Here is a 16,466-nt window from a genome sequence, read left to right as displayed (position 1 = left end):
GCGGGCGCGACGGCCGCGGCCGCGGCGACCGCCGGACCGTAGCCCCCCCTCCGAGCACGCGAGATCCGGCGCCCCAGCGGGGTTGAGGGCGCGACGGATCGCTTGCTCGAAGGGAACGGGCGTCAGCGGCGGGCGACGCCGTCCTTACCGCTCGCGGCGGTGGTCTTCGTCGTCGCCGGCACGACGATCTGGTAGGTGCCGGCCTTCGAGCTCTTCACCCGCGTGACGACCTTGCCGCCCGTGCCGGTCGTCACGTGCTTGACGGTGCGCCACCCGGCCGGGCCGGTCGGGTTGAAGCGGACCGCGACGCGCACGCCCTTCTTGCCCTTCCAGGTGCCCGAGTCGGTGTACGAGTTCTTCCAGACGTTCTCCTTGACCGTGCCGCGCACCTGGACGTACGCGCGGGAGCCCTTGGCGCGGTAGGCGTTGGTGCCCCCCACCGCGCGCTTGTTGCGCAGGTAGACGGTGGTCAGGTGGTCCTTCTCCGGGTAGAGCCACGCCTCGCCGTACTCCGGAGCGAGGTCCGCCCCGACCGCCAGCCTCTGCGGCACGAGGTGGTCGTACTTCCGGAACGTGATCGTCGTCTTCTTCGTCGTCGAGACGGTGTTCGTGAACTCCGAGTCCGACCACTGCCACGGACCGTTGATGGACTCCGCCGTCGCGCTGCCGCTCGCCCACCACCCGGTGAACGTCCCCGGCCCGGAGAACGCCAGCTTCGCCGTCACCGGGATCTTCGTGTACCCCGCGCGGTTGATCGTCACGTACGTGGGCGTGGTGACGGTCATCTTGACCGACCGGCCGTCGTAGTCGGTGTCGGTGGTCGACCCGGTACCGGCCGCGGCCGGCCCGGCGACGGCGCCGACGGCCACGACCGCGCCGACGAGCGACGCGACGATCTTGCGCTTCATGTGGACTTTCCCCTGCTCTCGCGTGGCGGCCCGCCTGCGGGCCGCCAGGAGCGTACGTGGCGCGCGACGGCGGTTCGGGCGGTCGTGGGCGGTCTTCACGCCGCGCCCACGGAACGCTCCGACCGTGCGGCCGAAGCTCTCACGCCGCCGCGGTGGAACACACCCGGAGGGCTGACCTGCCGCGATGCGGAAATGTATGCGCAATCACTATCGTGGGACCGCTCGCACGGCCGTGCGGGCGATGTGAGCGGTCAAGGAGTTCCGGTGGCGAAGGCCCCCACGGTGTACGACGTCGCCCAGCGCGCAGGGGTCTCGATCGCGACGGTCTCGCGGGTGCTGCGGCGCCCCGACGACGTCCGCGAGAGCACCCGCACGGTGGTGCACGAGGCGATCAACGAGCTCGGCTACGTCCCGTCGGGCGCGGCGCGCGGGCTCGCCGCGCGCTCGACGGGCGTGCTGGGCCTGTGCTTCCCGGACGTCGACGGCATCGACGAGATCGCCGACCTGCCCGACCCGGTCCGGGTGGGCGAGGCGGTCGAGGTGGTCCGCGACGTCGGCGGCCCGGCCGCGGCCCGCTGGAGCAACCTGTACCTCGGCGAGGTGATGCGCGGCGCCGAGCTGGAGGCGTGGCGCACCGGGCACGCGGTGATGATCGGCGTGGCCCGCGGCCTGCGCCGGGCGGAGGCGGTGAACGAGCTCGCCGGCCGCGTGGACGGGCTCGCGGTGCTCTCGAAGTCGGTGCCCGACGACCTCCTGGCGCACATCGCCCGCCGCGTCCCGGTGGTCGTGATGGCGGGGCCGCCGCAGGAGGACGCCTACGACCACATCTCCGTCGACAACCGGGCGGGCACGCGCGCCCTGGTGGACCATCTGATCGCCGAGCACGGCATCCGCGACCTCGCGTTCGTCGGCGGCCCGTTCGACTCCCCCGACGCGCACGAGCGGTTCCAGGGGTTCCGCGACGCCCTCGGGGCGGCCGGGCTGCCGGTGCCCGACGAGCCGGCGGCGCGCAGCGACTTCACCCGCGACGGCGCGCGCACGCTGGCGCGGCGGATGCTCGAGACCCACGTCACCGGGCGCGGCGGCGGGGCGCGTGGCGGCACGGGCACCTCGCTCCCCCGCGCGCTGGTGTGCTCCAACGACCAGACGGCGCTGGGCTTCCTCGACGTCCTCACCGAGGCGGGCGTGGACGTGCCGGGCGACGTGGTCCTCACGGGCTTCGACGGCATCGACGCGACGCAGGCCTCCATCCCCCGGCTCACGACGGTGAGCCAGCCGATGGTGGAGCTGGGGCGCGCGGCCGTGGAGCTGCTGCGCTCCCGGCTGGCCGACCCGACCTCGGCGGCGGCCACGGTGAACCTCCCCGTGCGGGTGCTGCTGCGCGAGAGCTGCGGCTGCCACTGAGGGCGTCCGGGCGTCTGGCCTCGGGGTTTGTCCGGCGGTTTGGCGCCGCTAAATGTATGCGCATACACTCCCAAGGACGGCGCGCGCCGACCAGGCGCGCACGGGCCCTCGCAGGAGAGGCCTCGACGAAGAGGAGTAAAAGTCCATGACGCGTACAGCGCGCTCGGGGCGGCGTCTGGCCGCCATCGCGGCCACCGTCGCGGTGCTGGCCACGGCGGCCTGCTCGGCACCGGTGCAGAACAAGGGCGACGACGACGGCGCCGCGGGCGGCGCGACGTCGATGCTCATCGCGGCCGACAACGGCTCGCCCACGTTCGACCGGAACTTCAACCCGTACTCGTCCGGCAAGCGCAACACGACGACGTACATGTACGAGCCGCTGGTCGTCATCAACGAGATGAGCGGCGAGGAGACCCCCTGGCTGGCCACGGGCTACGAGCAGCCCGACGCCAAGACCGTCGTCTTCACCATGCGCGACGGCGTGAAGTGGTCGGACGGCCAGCCCCTCACCGCCGAGGACGTGAAGTACTCCTTCGACCTCGTCAAGAAGCACCCCGAGATGGACCTCAAGGGCGTCTGGTCGCACCTGAAGTCCGTCGAGGTCGACGGCTCCAAGGTCGTCGCGCACCTGCAGGCCGAGGACGTGCCCGCCGCGCAGATCATCTCGCAGCAGCTCATCGTCCCCGAGCACATCTGGAAGGACGTCAAGGACCCGGTCACCTGGACCAACGAGGAGCCCGTCGGGTCCGGCCCGTACACCCTCGGCCAGTTCACGCCGAACCAGTACACGCTGAAGAAGAACCCGACGTACTGGCAGGCCGACAAGGTCGCGGTGGACGAGCTCGTGCAGCCCGCCGCCAACTCCGAGCTGGACATCGTCAACAACGGCTACGACTGGGCCTACGCGTTCATGAGCGACGTCGAGGACACCTGGGTCAAGGCCGACCCCGAGAACAACACCTACTGGTTCCCGGCCGGCGCGGCGATCTCGCTGATCCCGAACATGACGAAGGCGCCGTACGACGACGTCAACTTCCGCAAGGGCGTCGCCCTGGCCCTCGACAAGCAGGTCATCGCCGACAAGGCCGAGCAGGGCTACGTCGACATGGCCAGCCAGACCGGCCTCATGCTCCCCAACCAGGAGTCCGTCCTCGACTCGACGATCCCCAACCAGGGCTACATCGAGCAGGACACCGACGCGGCGCTCGCCTCGTTCGAGAAGGCCGGCTACACCCAGAAGGGCAAGCAGCTCGTCGACAAGTCCGGCAAGCAGCTCAAGATCAACATCACCACCCCCAACGGCTGGTCCGACTGGCTGCAGGGCGTGGAGCAGGTCAAGAGCCAGCTCAGCGCGATCGGCATCGACGTCACCGTCGTGCAGCCGCAGCCCGCGGCCTACCAGAAGGAGCTCCGCTCGGGCGACTTCGACATGATCATGGGCACCGTCGGCGGCTCCGGCCAGCCGTTCCAGGACTACAACGGCCTCATGGGCTCCGAGTTCCGCCTCCCCGTCGGCGAGACGGCGGCCGGCAACTTCGGCCGGTTCGAGTCGAAGGAGGCCGACCAGCTCCTCGCCGAGCTGAAGGTCACCACCGACGAGGCGAAGCAGCTCAAGATCACCCACCAGCTCGAGAACATCGCCTACGAGGAGCTGCCGATGGTCGCGCTCTTCTACGGCGGCTCGTGGGGCCTGTTCTCGAACAAGAACTTCACCGGCTGGCCCAGCGCGGACGACCCCTACGCCTCCCCGAAGACGTGGGACTCGACCCCGCTGCTGATCCTCACGCACCTCAAGCCCGCCCAGGGCTGACCCGCCGCCGCCCAGCGCCGCCCCATCACGGGGCGCGCCGGGCGGCGCCCCCGCACGACCCCACCCGACCGACCGACCACCGACCCGGAGGCACCGTTGCGCTACGCGCTCCGCAAGCTCGGCCTGCTGGTCCTCACGCTGTGGGCGGCGGTGACGCTGAACTTCGTCATCCCGCGCCTCATGCCCGGCTCGCCCGCCGACGCGGCCATCGCCAAGCTCGCCCAGAACGGCCCCGTGACGCCGTCGGTGCAGGCGGCGATCGAGGCCCAGCTGGGCGTCCCCGGCGGCAGCATCTGGGACCAGTACGTCCAGTACCTGAACAACGTCATCCACCTCGACTTCGGGGTGTCGTACACCTTCTTCCCGCAGCAGGTCTCCGAGCTCGTCGCGAGCGCCCTGCCGTGGACGCTCATCATGGTGGGCGCGGTGACGATCGTCGCCTTCGTGCTCGGCACGCTCATCGGCATCGGCGCCGCGTGGAAGCGCGGCACCTGGATGGACTCGCTACCCACGGTGGGCGGCAGCTTCCTCTCCGCGTTCCCCTACTTCTGGACCGCGCTGCTCATCGTCTTCTTCCTCGGCTACGTGCTCGGCTGGTTCCCCACCTCGGGCGCCTACTCCGCCACCGCGGTGCCGAACCTGTCGTGGGAGTTCCTCGGCGACGTGCTCTACCACGCCGCCCTGCCCGCGGCCACGATCCTCATCACGTCGCTCGGCGGCTGGATCCTCGGCATGCGCAACACGATGATCAACACCCTCGGCGACGACTACGTGACCTTCGCCGAGGCGAACGGCCTGCGCGGCCGCACGGTCGCGATCCGCTACGCCGCCCGCAACGCGATCCTGCCCAACCTCACCGGGTTCGGCATGGCGCTCGGCGGCGTCGTCGGCGGCTCCCTGCTCGTCGAGCAGGTGTTCGCGTACCCGGGCGTCGGCTACCTGCTGTTCAACGCCGTCACCAACCAGGACTTCCCGCTGATGCAGGCGCTCTTCCTCATGATCACCGTGAGCGTACTGCTCGCGAACTTCCTGGTGGAGATCCTCTACGGCGTCCTCGACCCCCGAACGAGGCGGTGACCCCGATGGCCAACTCCGCTGCTGACCCGACCACCTCCGTGTCCTACGAGACGACGGATCCCGAGGGCCCGGCCCCCGAGTCCGTGCAGGGCCCGACCCGGCCCGCGCGCACCCGCCTCGGCCGCACCGGCCAGGTGCTCGGCCGCGCGTTCGCGACCGTCTGGGCCAACCCGAAGGCCCGCGTGGGCCTGGTCCTGCTGGGCCTGTTCGTCCTCATGGCGATCTTCGCGCCCCTGCTCGCCCCGTACTCCCCGCACGACGACTCGTTCGCCCGCAACGAGCCCGGCAGCGCCGCGCACTGGCTCGGCACCACCGGCGCCGGCGAGGACGTGCTCTCCCAGGTGATCTACGGCGCCCGCGTCTCGCTGCTCGTCGGCTTCGTCGCCGGCGGCCTGTCGACGCTCGTCGCCGTCGCCATCGGCCTGTCGTGGGGCTACCTGCGCGGCTGGGGCAACGACGTCGTCAACTTCCTCGTCAACCTGTTCCTCGTGATGCCGGGCCTGCCGCTGATGATCATCATCGCGGCGTACCTGCAGAACGGCGGGCTGCCGATGATCATCCTGGTCGTCGTCATCACCGGCTGGGCGTGGGGCGCCCGCGTGCTGCGCTCGCAGACGCAGTCCCTGCGCTCGCGCGACTTCGTGACGGCCGCGATCTTCTCCGGCGAGAGCTCCCCGCGGGTCATCTTCCGCGAGATCCTGCCGAACATGACCTCGATGATCGCGGGGTCGTTCTTCGGCGCCGCGACGTCGGCCGTGCTCGCCGAGTCGGGCCTGTCGTTCCTCGGCCTCGGCGACATGGCCACCGTGTCGTGGGGCTCGATGATCTTCTGGGCGCAGAACTCGATGGCGATCCTCACCGGGCAGTGGATCCTGCTGTTCGCCCCCGGCCTGTGCATCGCGCTGCTGGCGACCTCCATGACCCTCGTGAACTTCGGCGTCGACGGGTTGTCCAACCCGCGCCTGCGGGAAGGGACCGGCCGATGAGCCTGCTCGAGATCCAGGACCTGTCCGTCGTCTACGAGCCCCGCGGGGCCGTCCCGACGCACGCGGTCAAGAACGCGAACCTCACGCTCGAGCAGGGCGAGTTCGTGGGCCTGGTCGGCGAGTCCGGCTCCGGAAAGTCGACGCTCGGCTTCGCCGTGACGCGGCTCGCCAAGGCGCCGGCGCGCATCTCCGGCGGCCGCATCGTGTTCGACGGCACCGACATCGCGCACCTGGACGCCGAGGAGCTGCGCGTGCAGCGTCGCGGCGGGTTCGCCATGGTGCTCCAGTCGGGCATGAACGCCCTCAACCCGGTGCGCACCATCGCGCACCACTTCGGCGACATCTTCGCCGCGCACGGGCACGTGCCGAAGGCGAAGCGGCGCCAGCGCGCCGTCGAGCTGCTCGACAAGGTGCAGCTGCCGTCCACCGTGCTCGACCGCTACCCCGGCGAGCTGTCCGGCGGCATGCGCCAGCGCGTCTCCATCGCGCTGGCCCTGTCGCTCGAGCCGCGGCTCATGGTGTTCGACGAGCCGACCACGGCCCTCGACGTGCTGGTGCAGCACGCCGTCATGGACACCATCCGCGAGTTGCAGGCCGCGGAGGGCTTCACGGCCGTGCTCATCTCGCACGACCTGGGCGCGGTGCTCGAGTCGGCCGAGCGCGTCGTCGTCATGCACGACGGCGAGATCGTCGAGGACGGCGCCTCCCGCCAGATCTTCGAGGCCCCGGCGCACCCGTACACGCAGATGCTGCTGAGCCACTACGCCGACCCGCGGGCCGAGGTCGTGGAGCTGCCCGGCTTCGAGCGCAAGGCGCCGCAGGACGAGCACGACGGCGAGGCGCGGGCCGCCGCGCACGACGCGATCGTCGTCGACCACGTGTCGAAGGTGTACCCGCCGCCGCGCCGCGGCGAGAAGCCGGTCACCGCCGTCGACGACGTGTCGTTCCGGCTGGAGCCGGGCGCCGCGATGGCGCTGGTGGGCCAGTCTGGCTCCGGCAAGTCGACCATCGCCAAGATGGTCACGGGCGTGGAGCGCCCGACGTCGGGCACGGTGACGTTCGGCGACCTGCGGGTCGACCGGCTGCGCCGCCGCCGGCTCAAGACGCTGCACGCCGACGTCCAGATGGTCTTCCAGGACCCCTACTCGGCGCTCAACCCGCTGCACACCGTGGAGTACACGCTCACGCGGCCGGTGGAGAACTTCACCGGGCTGAAGGGCGAGGCCGCACGCGAGCGGGTGCTGGAGCTCCTCGAGACGGTGGGCCTCACGCCCGTGGAGCAGTACGCGGCCAAGCTGCCGCACCAGCTCTCGGGCGGGCAGCGGCAGCGCGTCGTCATCGCACGCGCCCTGGCGTCGAACCCGCAGGTGCTCATCGCCGACGAGCCCGTCTCCATGCTCGACGTGTCGCTGCGCGCCGGCGTGCTCGGCCTGCTGGAGGACCTGCGCGCCGGCCTCGGCGTCTCGCTGCTGTACATCACGCACGACCTGCTCTCGGCGCGCGTCATCACCGACCAGATCATGGTGCTGCACCACGGCAAGGTCGTGGAGTCCGGCGGCACCGCGCAGGTGCTGCGCTTCCCCGAGGACCAGTACACGACGCAGCTGCTCGACGCGATCCCGCAGCCGGCGCGCCGGTTCTCCGACGGGGCCGCGTCGTGACGGCGCCCGCCGCGACGGCCGTCCGGCCCGGGACGCCGTTCTCGGTGCTCCCGCTGCCGGACGGCGTCGAGCCGCTCGTGCTCGACGTGCCGGTGGGCCCGCTGACCGCGCTGCGGTCGGTCGTGCCGGACGGCGTCGAGCGCCGCGCGGTGGCCCTGCTCGTGCCCGGGTTCACCGGGTCGCGGGAGGACCACCGGCTGCTGCTGCCGCTGCTGGCGGAGCGCGGCGTCGAGGCGTGGACGTACTCCCAGCGCGGGCAGGCCGACTCGGTCGCGCCGCGCGGGGTGGGCGCCTACCGCCGCGAGGACTTCACGGGCGACGCGCTCGACGTCGCGGCCCTCGTGAGCGCGACGGCGGGGATCGCCACCGGCGACCTCCACCTGCTGGGGCACAGCTTCGGCGGCACCGTCGCGTCGGCAACGGTCGTGCGCGACCCCGCGCCGTTCGCGAGCCTCACGATGCTCTGCTCGGGCCCGCACGGCTGGCCCGGGCGCAAGGATGCCGAGCGCGACCGGCTGCTCGCCGCGGCCGGCCTCGTCGACCTGTGGACCCTCGACAACCCCGGGCTCGCCCGGCGGCTGTCCGAGGACCCGGCCGCCCTGGTCGACCTCGACGCCGACGCCCGCTTCCACCGCGACCGCTCGATCGCGACCAGCACCGACAACCTGCTGGGCGCCATCGACGTCCTCGCCGACGTCCGCGACGTCACGCCCGGCCTGGCCGCCGCCGGCCTGCCGGTGCTGGTCGCGCACGGCGTGGACGACGCCGCGTGGCCGCAGCCGTGGCAGCGCGCCATGGCCGAGCGGCTCGGCGCCCGGTACGCCGTGATCGACGGAGCCGGGCACCTGCCCAACGTCGAGAACCCCGCCGTGACGGCGGACCTCCTGGCCGACTTCTGGACCTCCTCGCGCTGAACCACCACGTGCGCTGAGCCCCCGCGCTCGCGCCTCTGTACACCGCACCGCAACGTAAGGACCATCCCGTGCTGCACTTCCCCGAGGGCTTCCGCTGGGGCGCCGCCACCGCGGCCCACCAGATCGAGGGCAACAACGTCTCCAGCGACTGGTGGGTGCGCGAGCACGCCGCCGGCACCTCGATCGTCGAGCCCAGCGGCGACGCCGCGGACAGCTACCACCGCTACCGCGAGGACATGACGCTCCTGCGCGACGCCGGCCTCGACACGTACCGCTTCTCCATCGAGTGGGCGCGCATCGAGCCCGAGGAGGGCTTCGTCTCCCGCGCCGAGATCGCGCACTACCGCCGCATGGTGGAGACCTGCCTCGAGCTCGGCATCACCCCGATGGTCACGCTGATGCACTTCACGGTGCCGCGCTGGTTCTACGAGGAGGGCATGTGGCGCTCGCCGAAGGCGGCCGACCGCTTCGCCCGCTTCACCGAGCTGGCCCTGCCGATCCTCGGCAACGACGTCGACTACGTCTGCACCATCAACGAGCCGAACATCGCCGCGATGATCGCCGGCGGCGAGGACCCGGCCAACCTGGTGGCCTACGGCCTGCCCGACCCCGACCTGCAGGTCGCGGACACGCTGCTCGAGTGCCACACCCGGTCGCGCGAGATCCTCGCCGGCGTGGGCGGCATCAGCTCGGGCTGGACCGTCGCCACCCAGGACTTCCAGCCCGAGCAGGGCTGCGAGGACGTGGCCCACGAGTACGGCTACCCGCGCGACGACTGGTACCTCGAGGCCGCCCGCGGCGACGACTGGGTGGGCGTCCAGGCCTACACCCGCACCATCATCGGCCCCGACGGCCCCCGCCAGGTGCCCGAGGGTATCGAGACCACCCTCACCGGCTGGGAGTTCTACCCCCTCGCCCTCGAGCACGGCGTCCGCGCCGCCTGGGAGAAGACCGAGGGCGTGCCGGTGTTCGTCACCGAGAACGGCATGGCCACCCAGGACGACGCGCGCCGCATCGACTACACCGAGGGCGCGCTGGCCGGCCTGCACTCGGCGATCCAGGACGGCATCGACGTCCGCGGCTACCTGCACTGGAGCCTGCTGGACAACTACGAGTGGGCCTCCGGGTTCCGCCCGACGTTCGGCCTCGTCGAGTTCGACAAGGAGACCTTCGAGCGCCGCCCGAAGCCGTCGCTCGGCTGGCTCGGCTCCGTCGCGCAGGCGAACGGACTCACCGTCCGCTGACCCGCTCTGCTCCCGGCGGTGGTTCGGGGGTGTTCTTGTCGCGAGGCGTCCATCCGGTCGCTCGTTCCTCGCGACCTCCCGCCAGGCCCATCCAGCCTCGCGACAAGAACACCCCCGAACCACCGTCGTCGTCCACCGGGTCAGCTCCCGGCCGCACTGGAACCGATCAAGGACTGTGAAACTCATGACCCTTCCGTACCGTGATCCGGCTCTGACTGCTGCCGAGCGGGTCGAGGACCTGCTGAGCCGCATGACGCTGCCCGAGAAGGTGGGGCAGATGCTGCAGCTCAACGCGATGGACGACCTCGAGGACATCGTGAGCCACCGGCTGGCGGGGTCGATCCTGCACGCGTCGCCGTCGCGCGTCGTCGAGGCGATCGAGCTCGCGCGCGGCACGCGGCTGGGGATCCCGCTGCTGGTCGCGGACGACGCGATCCACGGGCACGGCTTCTTCCCCGGCGCCACCGTCTTCCCCAGCCAGCTGGGGATGGCGGCCACGTGGGACCTGGACCTGGTGGAGCGCGGGGCGCGGGCGACGGCGGCCGAGGCCGCGGCCACCGGCCTGCACTGGACCTTCTCCCCCGTGCTGTGCGCCACGCGCGACCTGCGCTGGGGCCGCGTGAACGAGACGTTCGGCGAGGACCCGTTCCTCATCGGCGAGATGGGCGCCGCGATGGTGCGCGGCTACCAGGGCGACGGGCTCACCGACCCCACGGCGGTGCTCGCCACGGCCAAGCACTTCGCCGGCTACTCCGAGACGCAGGGCGGCCGCGACGCCACCGAGGCCGACCTCACGCCGCGCAAGCTGCGCTCGTGGTTCCTGCCGCCGTTCGAGCGCGTCGTCCGCGAGGGCGTGCGCACCGTGATGATCGGCTACCAGGCCATCGACGGCGTCCCCATCACCACCAGCCGCTGGCTGCTGCAGGGCGTGCTCAAGGACGAGTGGGGCTTCGACGGCACCCTCGTCACCGACTGGGACAACGTGGGCCGCATGGTGTGGGAGCAGTTCGTCAGCCCCGACCACGCGGCCGCGTCGGCCGCCGCCGTCGACGCCGGGAACGACGTGATCATGGCGACGCCGAAGTTCTTCGAGGGCGCGCAGGAGGCCGTCGCCGACGGTCGCATCGACGAGAGGCGGCTCGACGACGCGGTGCGGCGCGTCCTGCGCCTCAAGGTGGACCTCGGGCTGTTCGAGGACCCGCGCGCGCCGGTCGCCGAGCGCATCGAGGCCGTCGTCGGCTCGGCCGAGCACCGCGACCTCGCCCTCGACGTCGCGCGCGGCTCCCTCGTGCTGCTGGAGAACGACGGCACCCTGCCGCTCGACCCGGCCCGCCCGCTCCGCGTCGCCGTCGTGGGGCCGAACGCCGACGACCCGCACGCGCAGCTCGGCGACTGGGCCGGCGCGTCCGGGCAGGTGAGCTGGATCCGCGACGGGCACCCGCGCGAGCTGACGGAGACCGTGCTGGACGGGCTGCGCGCCGTCGCGCCCGCGTCGTGGGAGGTGACGTACGCCCGCGGCGCGAACGTCGTCGAGCTGGGCCCCGACCCGGACGGCACGCACTACCCCGACGGGCAGCCCCGGCCGCCGGCCGCGCTGCCCGCGCCGTCCGACCCCGCCCTGCTCGCCGAGGCGGAGGACGCGGCGCGCGCCGCGGGCGTCGTCGTCGCCGTGCTGGGCGACGAGGTCGCGCTGGCCGGCGAGGGGAAGTCCACCGCGACCCTGGAGCTCCAGGGCGGCCAGGTGGAGCTGCTGGAGCGGCTGGTGGCGACGGGCACGCCCGTCGTCGTCGTGCTGGTCGCGTCCAAGCCGCTCGTGCTGCCCGCGGCCGTGGGCCGCGCCGCCGCCCTCGTGCACGCCGCCAACCCGGGCATGCGCGGCGGCCGGGCCGTGGCGGAGCTGCTGCTCGGGCTGATCGAGCCGACGGGCCGCCTGCCGATCTCGTACGCCCTGCACGCCGGCCAGCAGCCGGTGTTCTACCACCAGGTGCGCGGCCAGCACGGCACCCGGTACGCCGACCTCACGCAGCGCCCGCCGTATGCCTTCGGCGAGGGCCGCTCGTACACGACCGTCGAGTACTCCGGCCTGGAGCTGGACGCCTCCGACGTCGCGGCCGACGGCGTGGTGCGGGGCCGCGTCACCGTGGCCAACACCGGGACCCGCCCGGCGGTGGAGACGGTGCAGGTGTACGTGAGCGACAAGGTCACCTCCGTGACCTGGGCGGACCGCGAGCTGAAGACCTTCCGCCGCGTGCCGCTGGCGCCCGGCGAGAGCGTGGTCGTCGAGGTCGAGGTACCCGCCGCGGACTGCACCATCGTCGACGCCGACGGCCGCCGCGTCGTCGAGCCGGGCGAGTTCGAGCTGCTCGTCGGCCCGTCGTCGCGCCGCGACGACCTCCTGGTGGCACCCTTCAGCATCGCCTGACGCGACGCCGGTGGGCGGGCGGCGCCGTCGGCTCCTACCGTGGGCGGGATGACGGCCGCCGCCCACCTCGTCCACCACGTCGGCGTGCTCGCCGCGGACTTCGCCGCCAGCGAGCGCTTCTACACCGCGGCGCTGGAGCCGCTGGGCGTCCGGGCGGGGTACCGCACGGACGTCACGGCCGAGTACTGGGTCCCCGGGCGCGACACCCCGAGCGTGTCGCTCGAGACCGCCCCGGCGGCCGCCGAGGCGACCCGGTTCCTGCACCTGGCCTTCGAGGCGCCCGACCGCGCCGCCGTCGACGCGTTCCACCGCGCCGCCGTCGCGGCGGGCGGGACGTCGCGACACGCCCCGCGCTACTGGCCGGAGTACCGCGCCTACACCGCGTTCGTCAGCGACCCGGACGGCAATAACGTCGAGGCCCTCGTCAAGGAGCCGGACCACGCAGCGGCCGGTTGACTCATTACCCCCTAGGGGTATGCTGGGCCCATGACCGACACCGGCGCACCCCTCCCCGACCTCACGACCGACGGCGGGCACCAGCACGACGGGCCGCATGGCTACGCCTCGGACAAGGAGGCGTACCTCAAGCGGATGCGCCGCATCGAGGGCCAGGTCCGCGGCATTGCGCGCATGATCGACGAGGACGTCTACTGCATCGACATCCTCACCCAGGTCTCCGCGGTGACCAAGGCGCTGCAGGCCGTGTCCATCGGGCTCGTCGAGGACCACCTGGGCCACTGCGTCGTCGATGCCGCCAGGTCGTCCGAGGCCGAGGGCGCCGCGAAGGTCAAGGAGGCCGCCGACGCCATCGGCCGCCTCGTCCGCAGCTGACCCACCCCCCACTGAAGGAGCACCGATGAGCACCGTCACCACCCTGGGCGTCACCGGCATGACCTGCGGCAACTGCGTCGCGCACGTCACCAAGGACCTGTCGGCCGTGGCCGGCGTCGAGGACGTCACCGTCGAGCTGCACGTCGGCGGGGCCTCCGAGGTCGCCGTGTTCTCCGACGCCCCGCTCGACGAGGCCGCCCTGCGCGAGGCCGTCGACGAGGCCGGGTACGAGGTCGCGTCGGTCGCGGTCCTCGCCGACGCCGTCGCCGCCCAGCAGGCCGCGCAGGCGCCCGCCCGCCAGGAGGCGCACGACTGCGCCTGCGGCTGCGGCACCGCTTCCGCCGACGCCGCGCCGGCCACGAAGACCTACGACCTGGCCGTGCCCCCGCGCGCCTGAGTCCCTGGCTCCCCGGAGCCACCCCCGCGGACCGCCTGCCGAACCGTCGCCCGCTCGCCCACTCCCCGGACGAGCCGCCGCGACCCAGGCCCTCCGCGCCGCGCCGCCGTCCACCCGACCGGCGCCCCCACCGCGACCCCGCCGCCCCGGGTCGTCGCGGGTGACCTCCACCCAGCACCTCAGGGAGTCACCCCATGAGCACCCCCACGTCCTCGCCGGTCGACCCGGCAGGACCCGCCGCCCCGGCTCCGCCGCCGATCCTCGAGATCGACCTCGCCATCGAGGGCATGACCTGCGCCTCGTGCGTCGCGCGCGTCGAGAAGCGGCTCAACCGCGTGGACGGCGTGACCGCCACCGTGAACCTGCCGCTCGAGAGCGCGCACGTCGAGCTCACCGCGCCCGTCGACGACGCCGCGCTGGTCGAGGCCGTCGAGAAGGCCGGCTACGGCGCCCGCGTCACCGCGCGCCGTGACGTCGCGCCGCCCGCCGTCGCCGCCGCGCCGTCACCCGCGCCCGCGCCTGCGCCGCAGGAGGTCCAACAGCACGCCGAGCGGGCCGCCGCGCCGCCCGCCGACGCCCGCGGCACCGACCTGCGCCGCCGGCTGGTCGCGTCGGCCGTCCTCACCGTGCCCGTGGTGGCGCTGTCGATGATCCCCGCGCTCCAGTTCACCGGCTGGCAGTGGGTCGTGGCCGCCGCGGCGCTGCCCGTCGTCACGTGGGGCGCGTGGCCGTTCCACACCGCGGCGGCGCGGGCCGCCCGGCACGGCGCGTCCACGATGGACACGCTGGTCTCGCTCGGCGTCATCGCCGCGACCCTGTGGTCGCTGTGGGCTCTCACGCTCGGCGGAGCGGGCGAGCTCGGGATGCGGATGCGGCCGTCGCTGATCCCGTCCGAGTCCGGCGGCACGCCCGAGCTGTACTTCGAGGTCGCGGCCGTCGTCACGACGTTCCTGCTCGCCGGCCGCTACGCCGAGCACCGCTCCCGCCGCCGCGCCGGAGACGCGCTGCGCTCCCTGCTCGAGCTGGGCGCCAAGGACGCCGAGCGCGTGCGGCTCACCGCCGACGGCACCCCCGTCGTCGGGCCCGACGGCGGCCGCGTCACCGAGCGCGTGCCGGCGGGCGACCTCGCCGTGGGCGACGTGTTCGTCGTGCGGCCGGGCGAGAAGGTCGCCACGGACGGCGAGGTGGTCGAGGGCGGGAGCGCCGTCGACACGTCGCTGCTCACCGGGGAGCCGGTGCCCGTGGACGTCGGCCCCGGGGACGCCGTGACCGGCGCGACCGTCAACACGTCCGGCCACCTGCTGGTGCGCGCCACCCGCGTGGGCGAGGAGACGACGCTCGCGCAGATCGGGCGGCTCGTGTCGCAGGCGCAGACCGGCAAGGCCCCCGTGGCCCGGCTCGCCGACCGCATCTCCGCCGTCTTCGTGCCGATCGTCATCGGGCTGTCCGTGCTCACGCTCGTGGGCTGGCTGCTGGCCGGCGCGGACCTGCAGCTCGCCTTCACCGCCGCCGTCGCGGTGCTGATCATCGCCTGCCCGTGCGCCCTCGGGCTCGCGACGCCCACCGCCCTGCTGGTCGGCACCGGCCGCGGCGCGCAGCTCGGCATCCTCATCAAGGGCCCGGAGATCCTGGAGTCCACCCGCCGCGTCGACACCGTCGTGCTCGACAAGACCGGCACCGTCACCGAGGGCCGTATGCGCGTCGAGCGCGTGCTCGTCCCCGAGCTGTCAGGACCACGAGCAGGTTCTGACGGTCCTGGCCCTGACAACTCGCGGGAGCGGGAGGTGCTGGCGTACGCCGGCGCCGTCGAGGCCCTCAGCGAGCACCCGATCGCCCACGCGGTGGCCGCCGCCGCACGCGAGCTGTCAGGGCCACGAGCAGGTTCCGGCGAGCCTGGCCCTGACAGCTCGGGCGGGACGGGGGCGGACGGCGTCGGGATCGGCGCGCTGCAGGCGTTCGACTTCCACGCGACGCCGGGCGGCGGGGTCGAGGCGGTCGTCCGTCGGGCGCACTCCGGCCTCGCGGGGCTGGCCGCGGACGGCGGCCTGAACGCGCGGCGTGTCCTCGTCGGGCAGCCGTCGTGGCTGGCCGGGCAGGGCGTCGCGTTCGACGGCGACGGCAGGGACGGGCTGGCGGCCGGGTTCGCCGATGCCGAGGCGACAGGCGCCAGCGCCGTCGTCGTCGCGTGGGACGGCGCCGCCCGCGGCGTGGTCGTGCTGCGCGACCCGGTGAAGGCGACGTCCGCCGAGGCCGTCCGCGAGCTGCACGACCTCGGCCTGCGGCCCGTGCTGCTCACCGGCGACGGCGAGGGCGCGGCCCGCGTCGCCGCCCGCGAGGTCGGCATCGCGGACGAGGACGTCATCGCCCGCGTGCTGCCGCAGGACAAGGCGGCCGTGGTCGCCCGGCTGCGGTCCGAGGGCCGCGTCGTGGCGATGGTCGGCGACGGCGTGAACGACGCCGCGGCGCTGGCCACCGCCGACCTCGGCCTGGCCATGGGCACCGGCACCGACGTCGCGATCGAGGCCAGCGACATCACGCTGGTGCGCGGCGACCTGCGCTCCGCCCCGGCGGCCGTCCGGCTGTCCCGCGGCACGCTGCGCGTCATCAAGCAGAACCTGTTCTGGGCGTTCGCGTACAACGTGGCGGCCATCCCGCTCGCCGCGGCGGGGCTGCTCAACCCGATGATCGCCGGGGCGGCGATGGCCGCGTCGTCCGTCATCGTCGTCGGCAACTCGCTGCGCCTGCGCCGCGCCGGCTGACCCCGAGGTGTTGTGAGCGGGCGTTTGGCCCTGTTTCGGTCCCGAAACAGGGC

Annotated in this window: 13 protein-coding genes; 12 read left to right on the top strand and 1 reads right to left on the bottom strand. The window is 73.2% G+C overall.

The features are described from left to right. Window positions 1–122: 122 nt before the first annotated feature. The gene (locus ACFWDO_RS19165; RefSeq protein WP_380324979.1) at window positions 123–908 is read right to left on the bottom strand and encodes a hypothetical protein; all 786 of its coding nucleotides are present in this window, start codon (window positions 906–908) and stop codon (window positions 123–125) included. 264 nt (window positions 909–1,172) lie between these two features. Between ACFWDO_RS19165 and ACFWDO_RS19160 the strand changes: the two genes are divergently transcribed. The 12 genes from ACFWDO_RS19160 to ACFWDO_RS19105 all read left to right on the top strand — a co-directional run bounded on the left by ACFWDO_RS19160 (window position 1,173) and on the right by ACFWDO_RS19105 (window position 16,413). After that, entirely contained in the window at window positions 1,173–2,312 is a 1,140-nt protein-coding gene (locus tag ACFWDO_RS19160; RefSeq protein ID WP_380324976.1) for a LacI family DNA-binding transcriptional regulator, read from the top strand. A 145-nt stretch (window positions 2,313–2,457) separates the two neighbouring features. Continuing rightward, a complete protein-coding gene (locus ACFWDO_RS19155; RefSeq protein ID WP_380324974.1) occupies window positions 2,458–4,122 on the top strand; it encodes an ABC transporter substrate-binding protein in 1,665 nt (554 codons plus the stop codon). Window positions 4,123–4,218: 96 nt separating this feature from the next. After that, window positions 4,219–5,199 carry an ABC transporter permease gene (locus ACFWDO_RS19150; protein WP_380324972.1) on the top strand — a complete coding sequence of 327 codons (981 nt, stop codon included), beginning with the start codon at window positions 4,219–4,221 and terminating at the stop codon, window positions 5,197–5,199. Window positions 5,200–5,204: 5 nt separating this feature from the next. Then, window positions 5,205–6,185: an ABC transporter permease gene (locus ACFWDO_RS19145; protein ID WP_380324969.1), complete on the top strand. Its 981-nt coding sequence runs from the start codon at window positions 5,205–5,207 to the stop codon at window positions 6,183–6,185. Beyond that, the gene (locus ACFWDO_RS19140; RefSeq protein WP_380324966.1) at window positions 6,182–7,846 is read left to right on the top strand and encodes an ABC transporter ATP-binding protein; all 1,665 of its coding nucleotides are present in this window, start codon (window positions 6,182–6,184) and stop codon (window positions 7,844–7,846) included. The genes ACFWDO_RS19145 and ACFWDO_RS19140 overlap by 4 nt, the downstream gene beginning before the upstream one ends. Continuing rightward, window positions 7,843–8,760, top strand: a complete 918-nt coding sequence (locus tag ACFWDO_RS19135; RefSeq protein WP_380324963.1) for an alpha/beta fold hydrolase — start codon at window positions 7,843–7,845, stop codon at window positions 8,758–8,760. The genes ACFWDO_RS19140 and ACFWDO_RS19135 overlap by 4 nt, the downstream gene beginning before the upstream one ends. Window positions 8,761–8,828: 68 nt before the next feature. After that, window positions 8,829–10,004 carry a glycoside hydrolase family 1 protein gene (locus ACFWDO_RS19130; RefSeq protein WP_380324960.1) on the top strand — a complete coding sequence of 392 codons (1,176 nt, stop codon included), beginning with the start codon at window positions 8,829–8,831 and terminating at the stop codon, window positions 10,002–10,004. Window positions 10,005–10,188: 184 nt separating this feature from the next. Then, window positions 10,189–12,426 carry a glycoside hydrolase family 3 N-terminal domain-containing protein gene (locus tag ACFWDO_RS19125; RefSeq protein WP_380326089.1) on the top strand — a complete coding sequence of 746 codons (2,238 nt, stop codon included), beginning with the start codon at window positions 10,189–10,191 and terminating at the stop codon, window positions 12,424–12,426. Between the two features lie 48 nt (window positions 12,427–12,474). Next, the gene (locus tag ACFWDO_RS19120; RefSeq protein WP_380326092.1) at window positions 12,475–12,882 is read left to right on the top strand and encodes a VOC family protein; all 408 of its coding nucleotides are present in this window, start codon (window positions 12,475–12,477) and stop codon (window positions 12,880–12,882) included. Window positions 12,883–12,912: 30 nt separating this feature from the next. Beyond that, on the top strand, window positions 12,913–13,257 hold the full coding sequence (locus ACFWDO_RS19115; RefSeq protein WP_380326095.1) for a metal-sensitive transcriptional regulator: 345 nt from the start codon (window positions 12,913–12,915) through the stop codon (window positions 13,255–13,257). A 25-nt stretch (window positions 13,258–13,282) separates the two neighbouring features. Continuing rightward, a complete protein-coding gene (locus ACFWDO_RS19110) occupies window positions 13,283–13,654 on the top strand; it encodes a heavy-metal-associated domain-containing protein (RefSeq protein ID WP_380326098.1) in 372 nt (123 codons plus the stop codon). A gap of 194 nt (window positions 13,655–13,848) precedes the next feature. Then, window positions 13,849–16,413, top strand: coding sequence for a heavy metal translocating P-type ATPase (locus ACFWDO_RS19105; protein WP_380326101.1), 2,565 nt, complete (start codon window positions 13,849–13,851; stop codon window positions 16,411–16,413). Window positions 16,414–16,466 lie beyond the last annotated feature (53 nt).

This window comes from Isoptericola sp. NPDC060185 (genome assembly GCF_042728595.1).
Lineage (GTDB): Bacteria > Actinomycetota > Actinomycetes > Actinomycetales > Cellulomonadaceae > Isoptericola.
The sequence above is the reverse complement of the archived record's forward strand: the minus strand, read 5'-3'. Positions and strand labels throughout refer to the sequence as shown.

Coding starts and splice junctions, on each gene's coding strand:
- ACFWDO_RS19115 (WP_380326095.1), top strand. CDS start 12,913: ATGACCGACACCGGCGCACCCCTCCCCGACCTCACGACCGACGGCGGG.
- ACFWDO_RS19165 (WP_380324979.1), bottom strand. CDS start 908: ATGAAGCGCAAGATCGTCGCGTCGCTCGTCGGCGCGGTCGTGGCCGTC.
- ACFWDO_RS19110 (WP_380326098.1), top strand. CDS start 13,283: ATGAGCACCGTCACCACCCTGGGCGTCACCGGCATGACCTGCGGCAAC.
- ACFWDO_RS19140 (WP_380324966.1), top strand. CDS start 6,182: ATGAGCCTGCTCGAGATCCAGGACCTGTCCGTCGTCTACGAGCCCCGC.
- ACFWDO_RS19120 (WP_380326092.1), top strand. CDS start 12,475: ATGACGGCCGCCGCCCACCTCGTCCACCACGTCGGCGTGCTCGCCGCG.
- ACFWDO_RS19145 (WP_380324969.1), top strand. CDS start 5,205: ATGGCCAACTCCGCTGCTGACCCGACCACCTCCGTGTCCTACGAGACG.
- ACFWDO_RS19155 (WP_380324974.1), top strand. CDS start 2,458: ATGACGCGTACAGCGCGCTCGGGGCGGCGTCTGGCCGCCATCGCGGCC.
- ACFWDO_RS19105 (WP_380326101.1), top strand. CDS start 13,849: ATGAGCACCCCCACGTCCTCGCCGGTCGACCCGGCAGGACCCGCCGCC.
- ACFWDO_RS19125 (WP_380326089.1), top strand. CDS start 10,189: ATGACCCTTCCGTACCGTGATCCGGCTCTGACTGCTGCCGAGCGGGTC.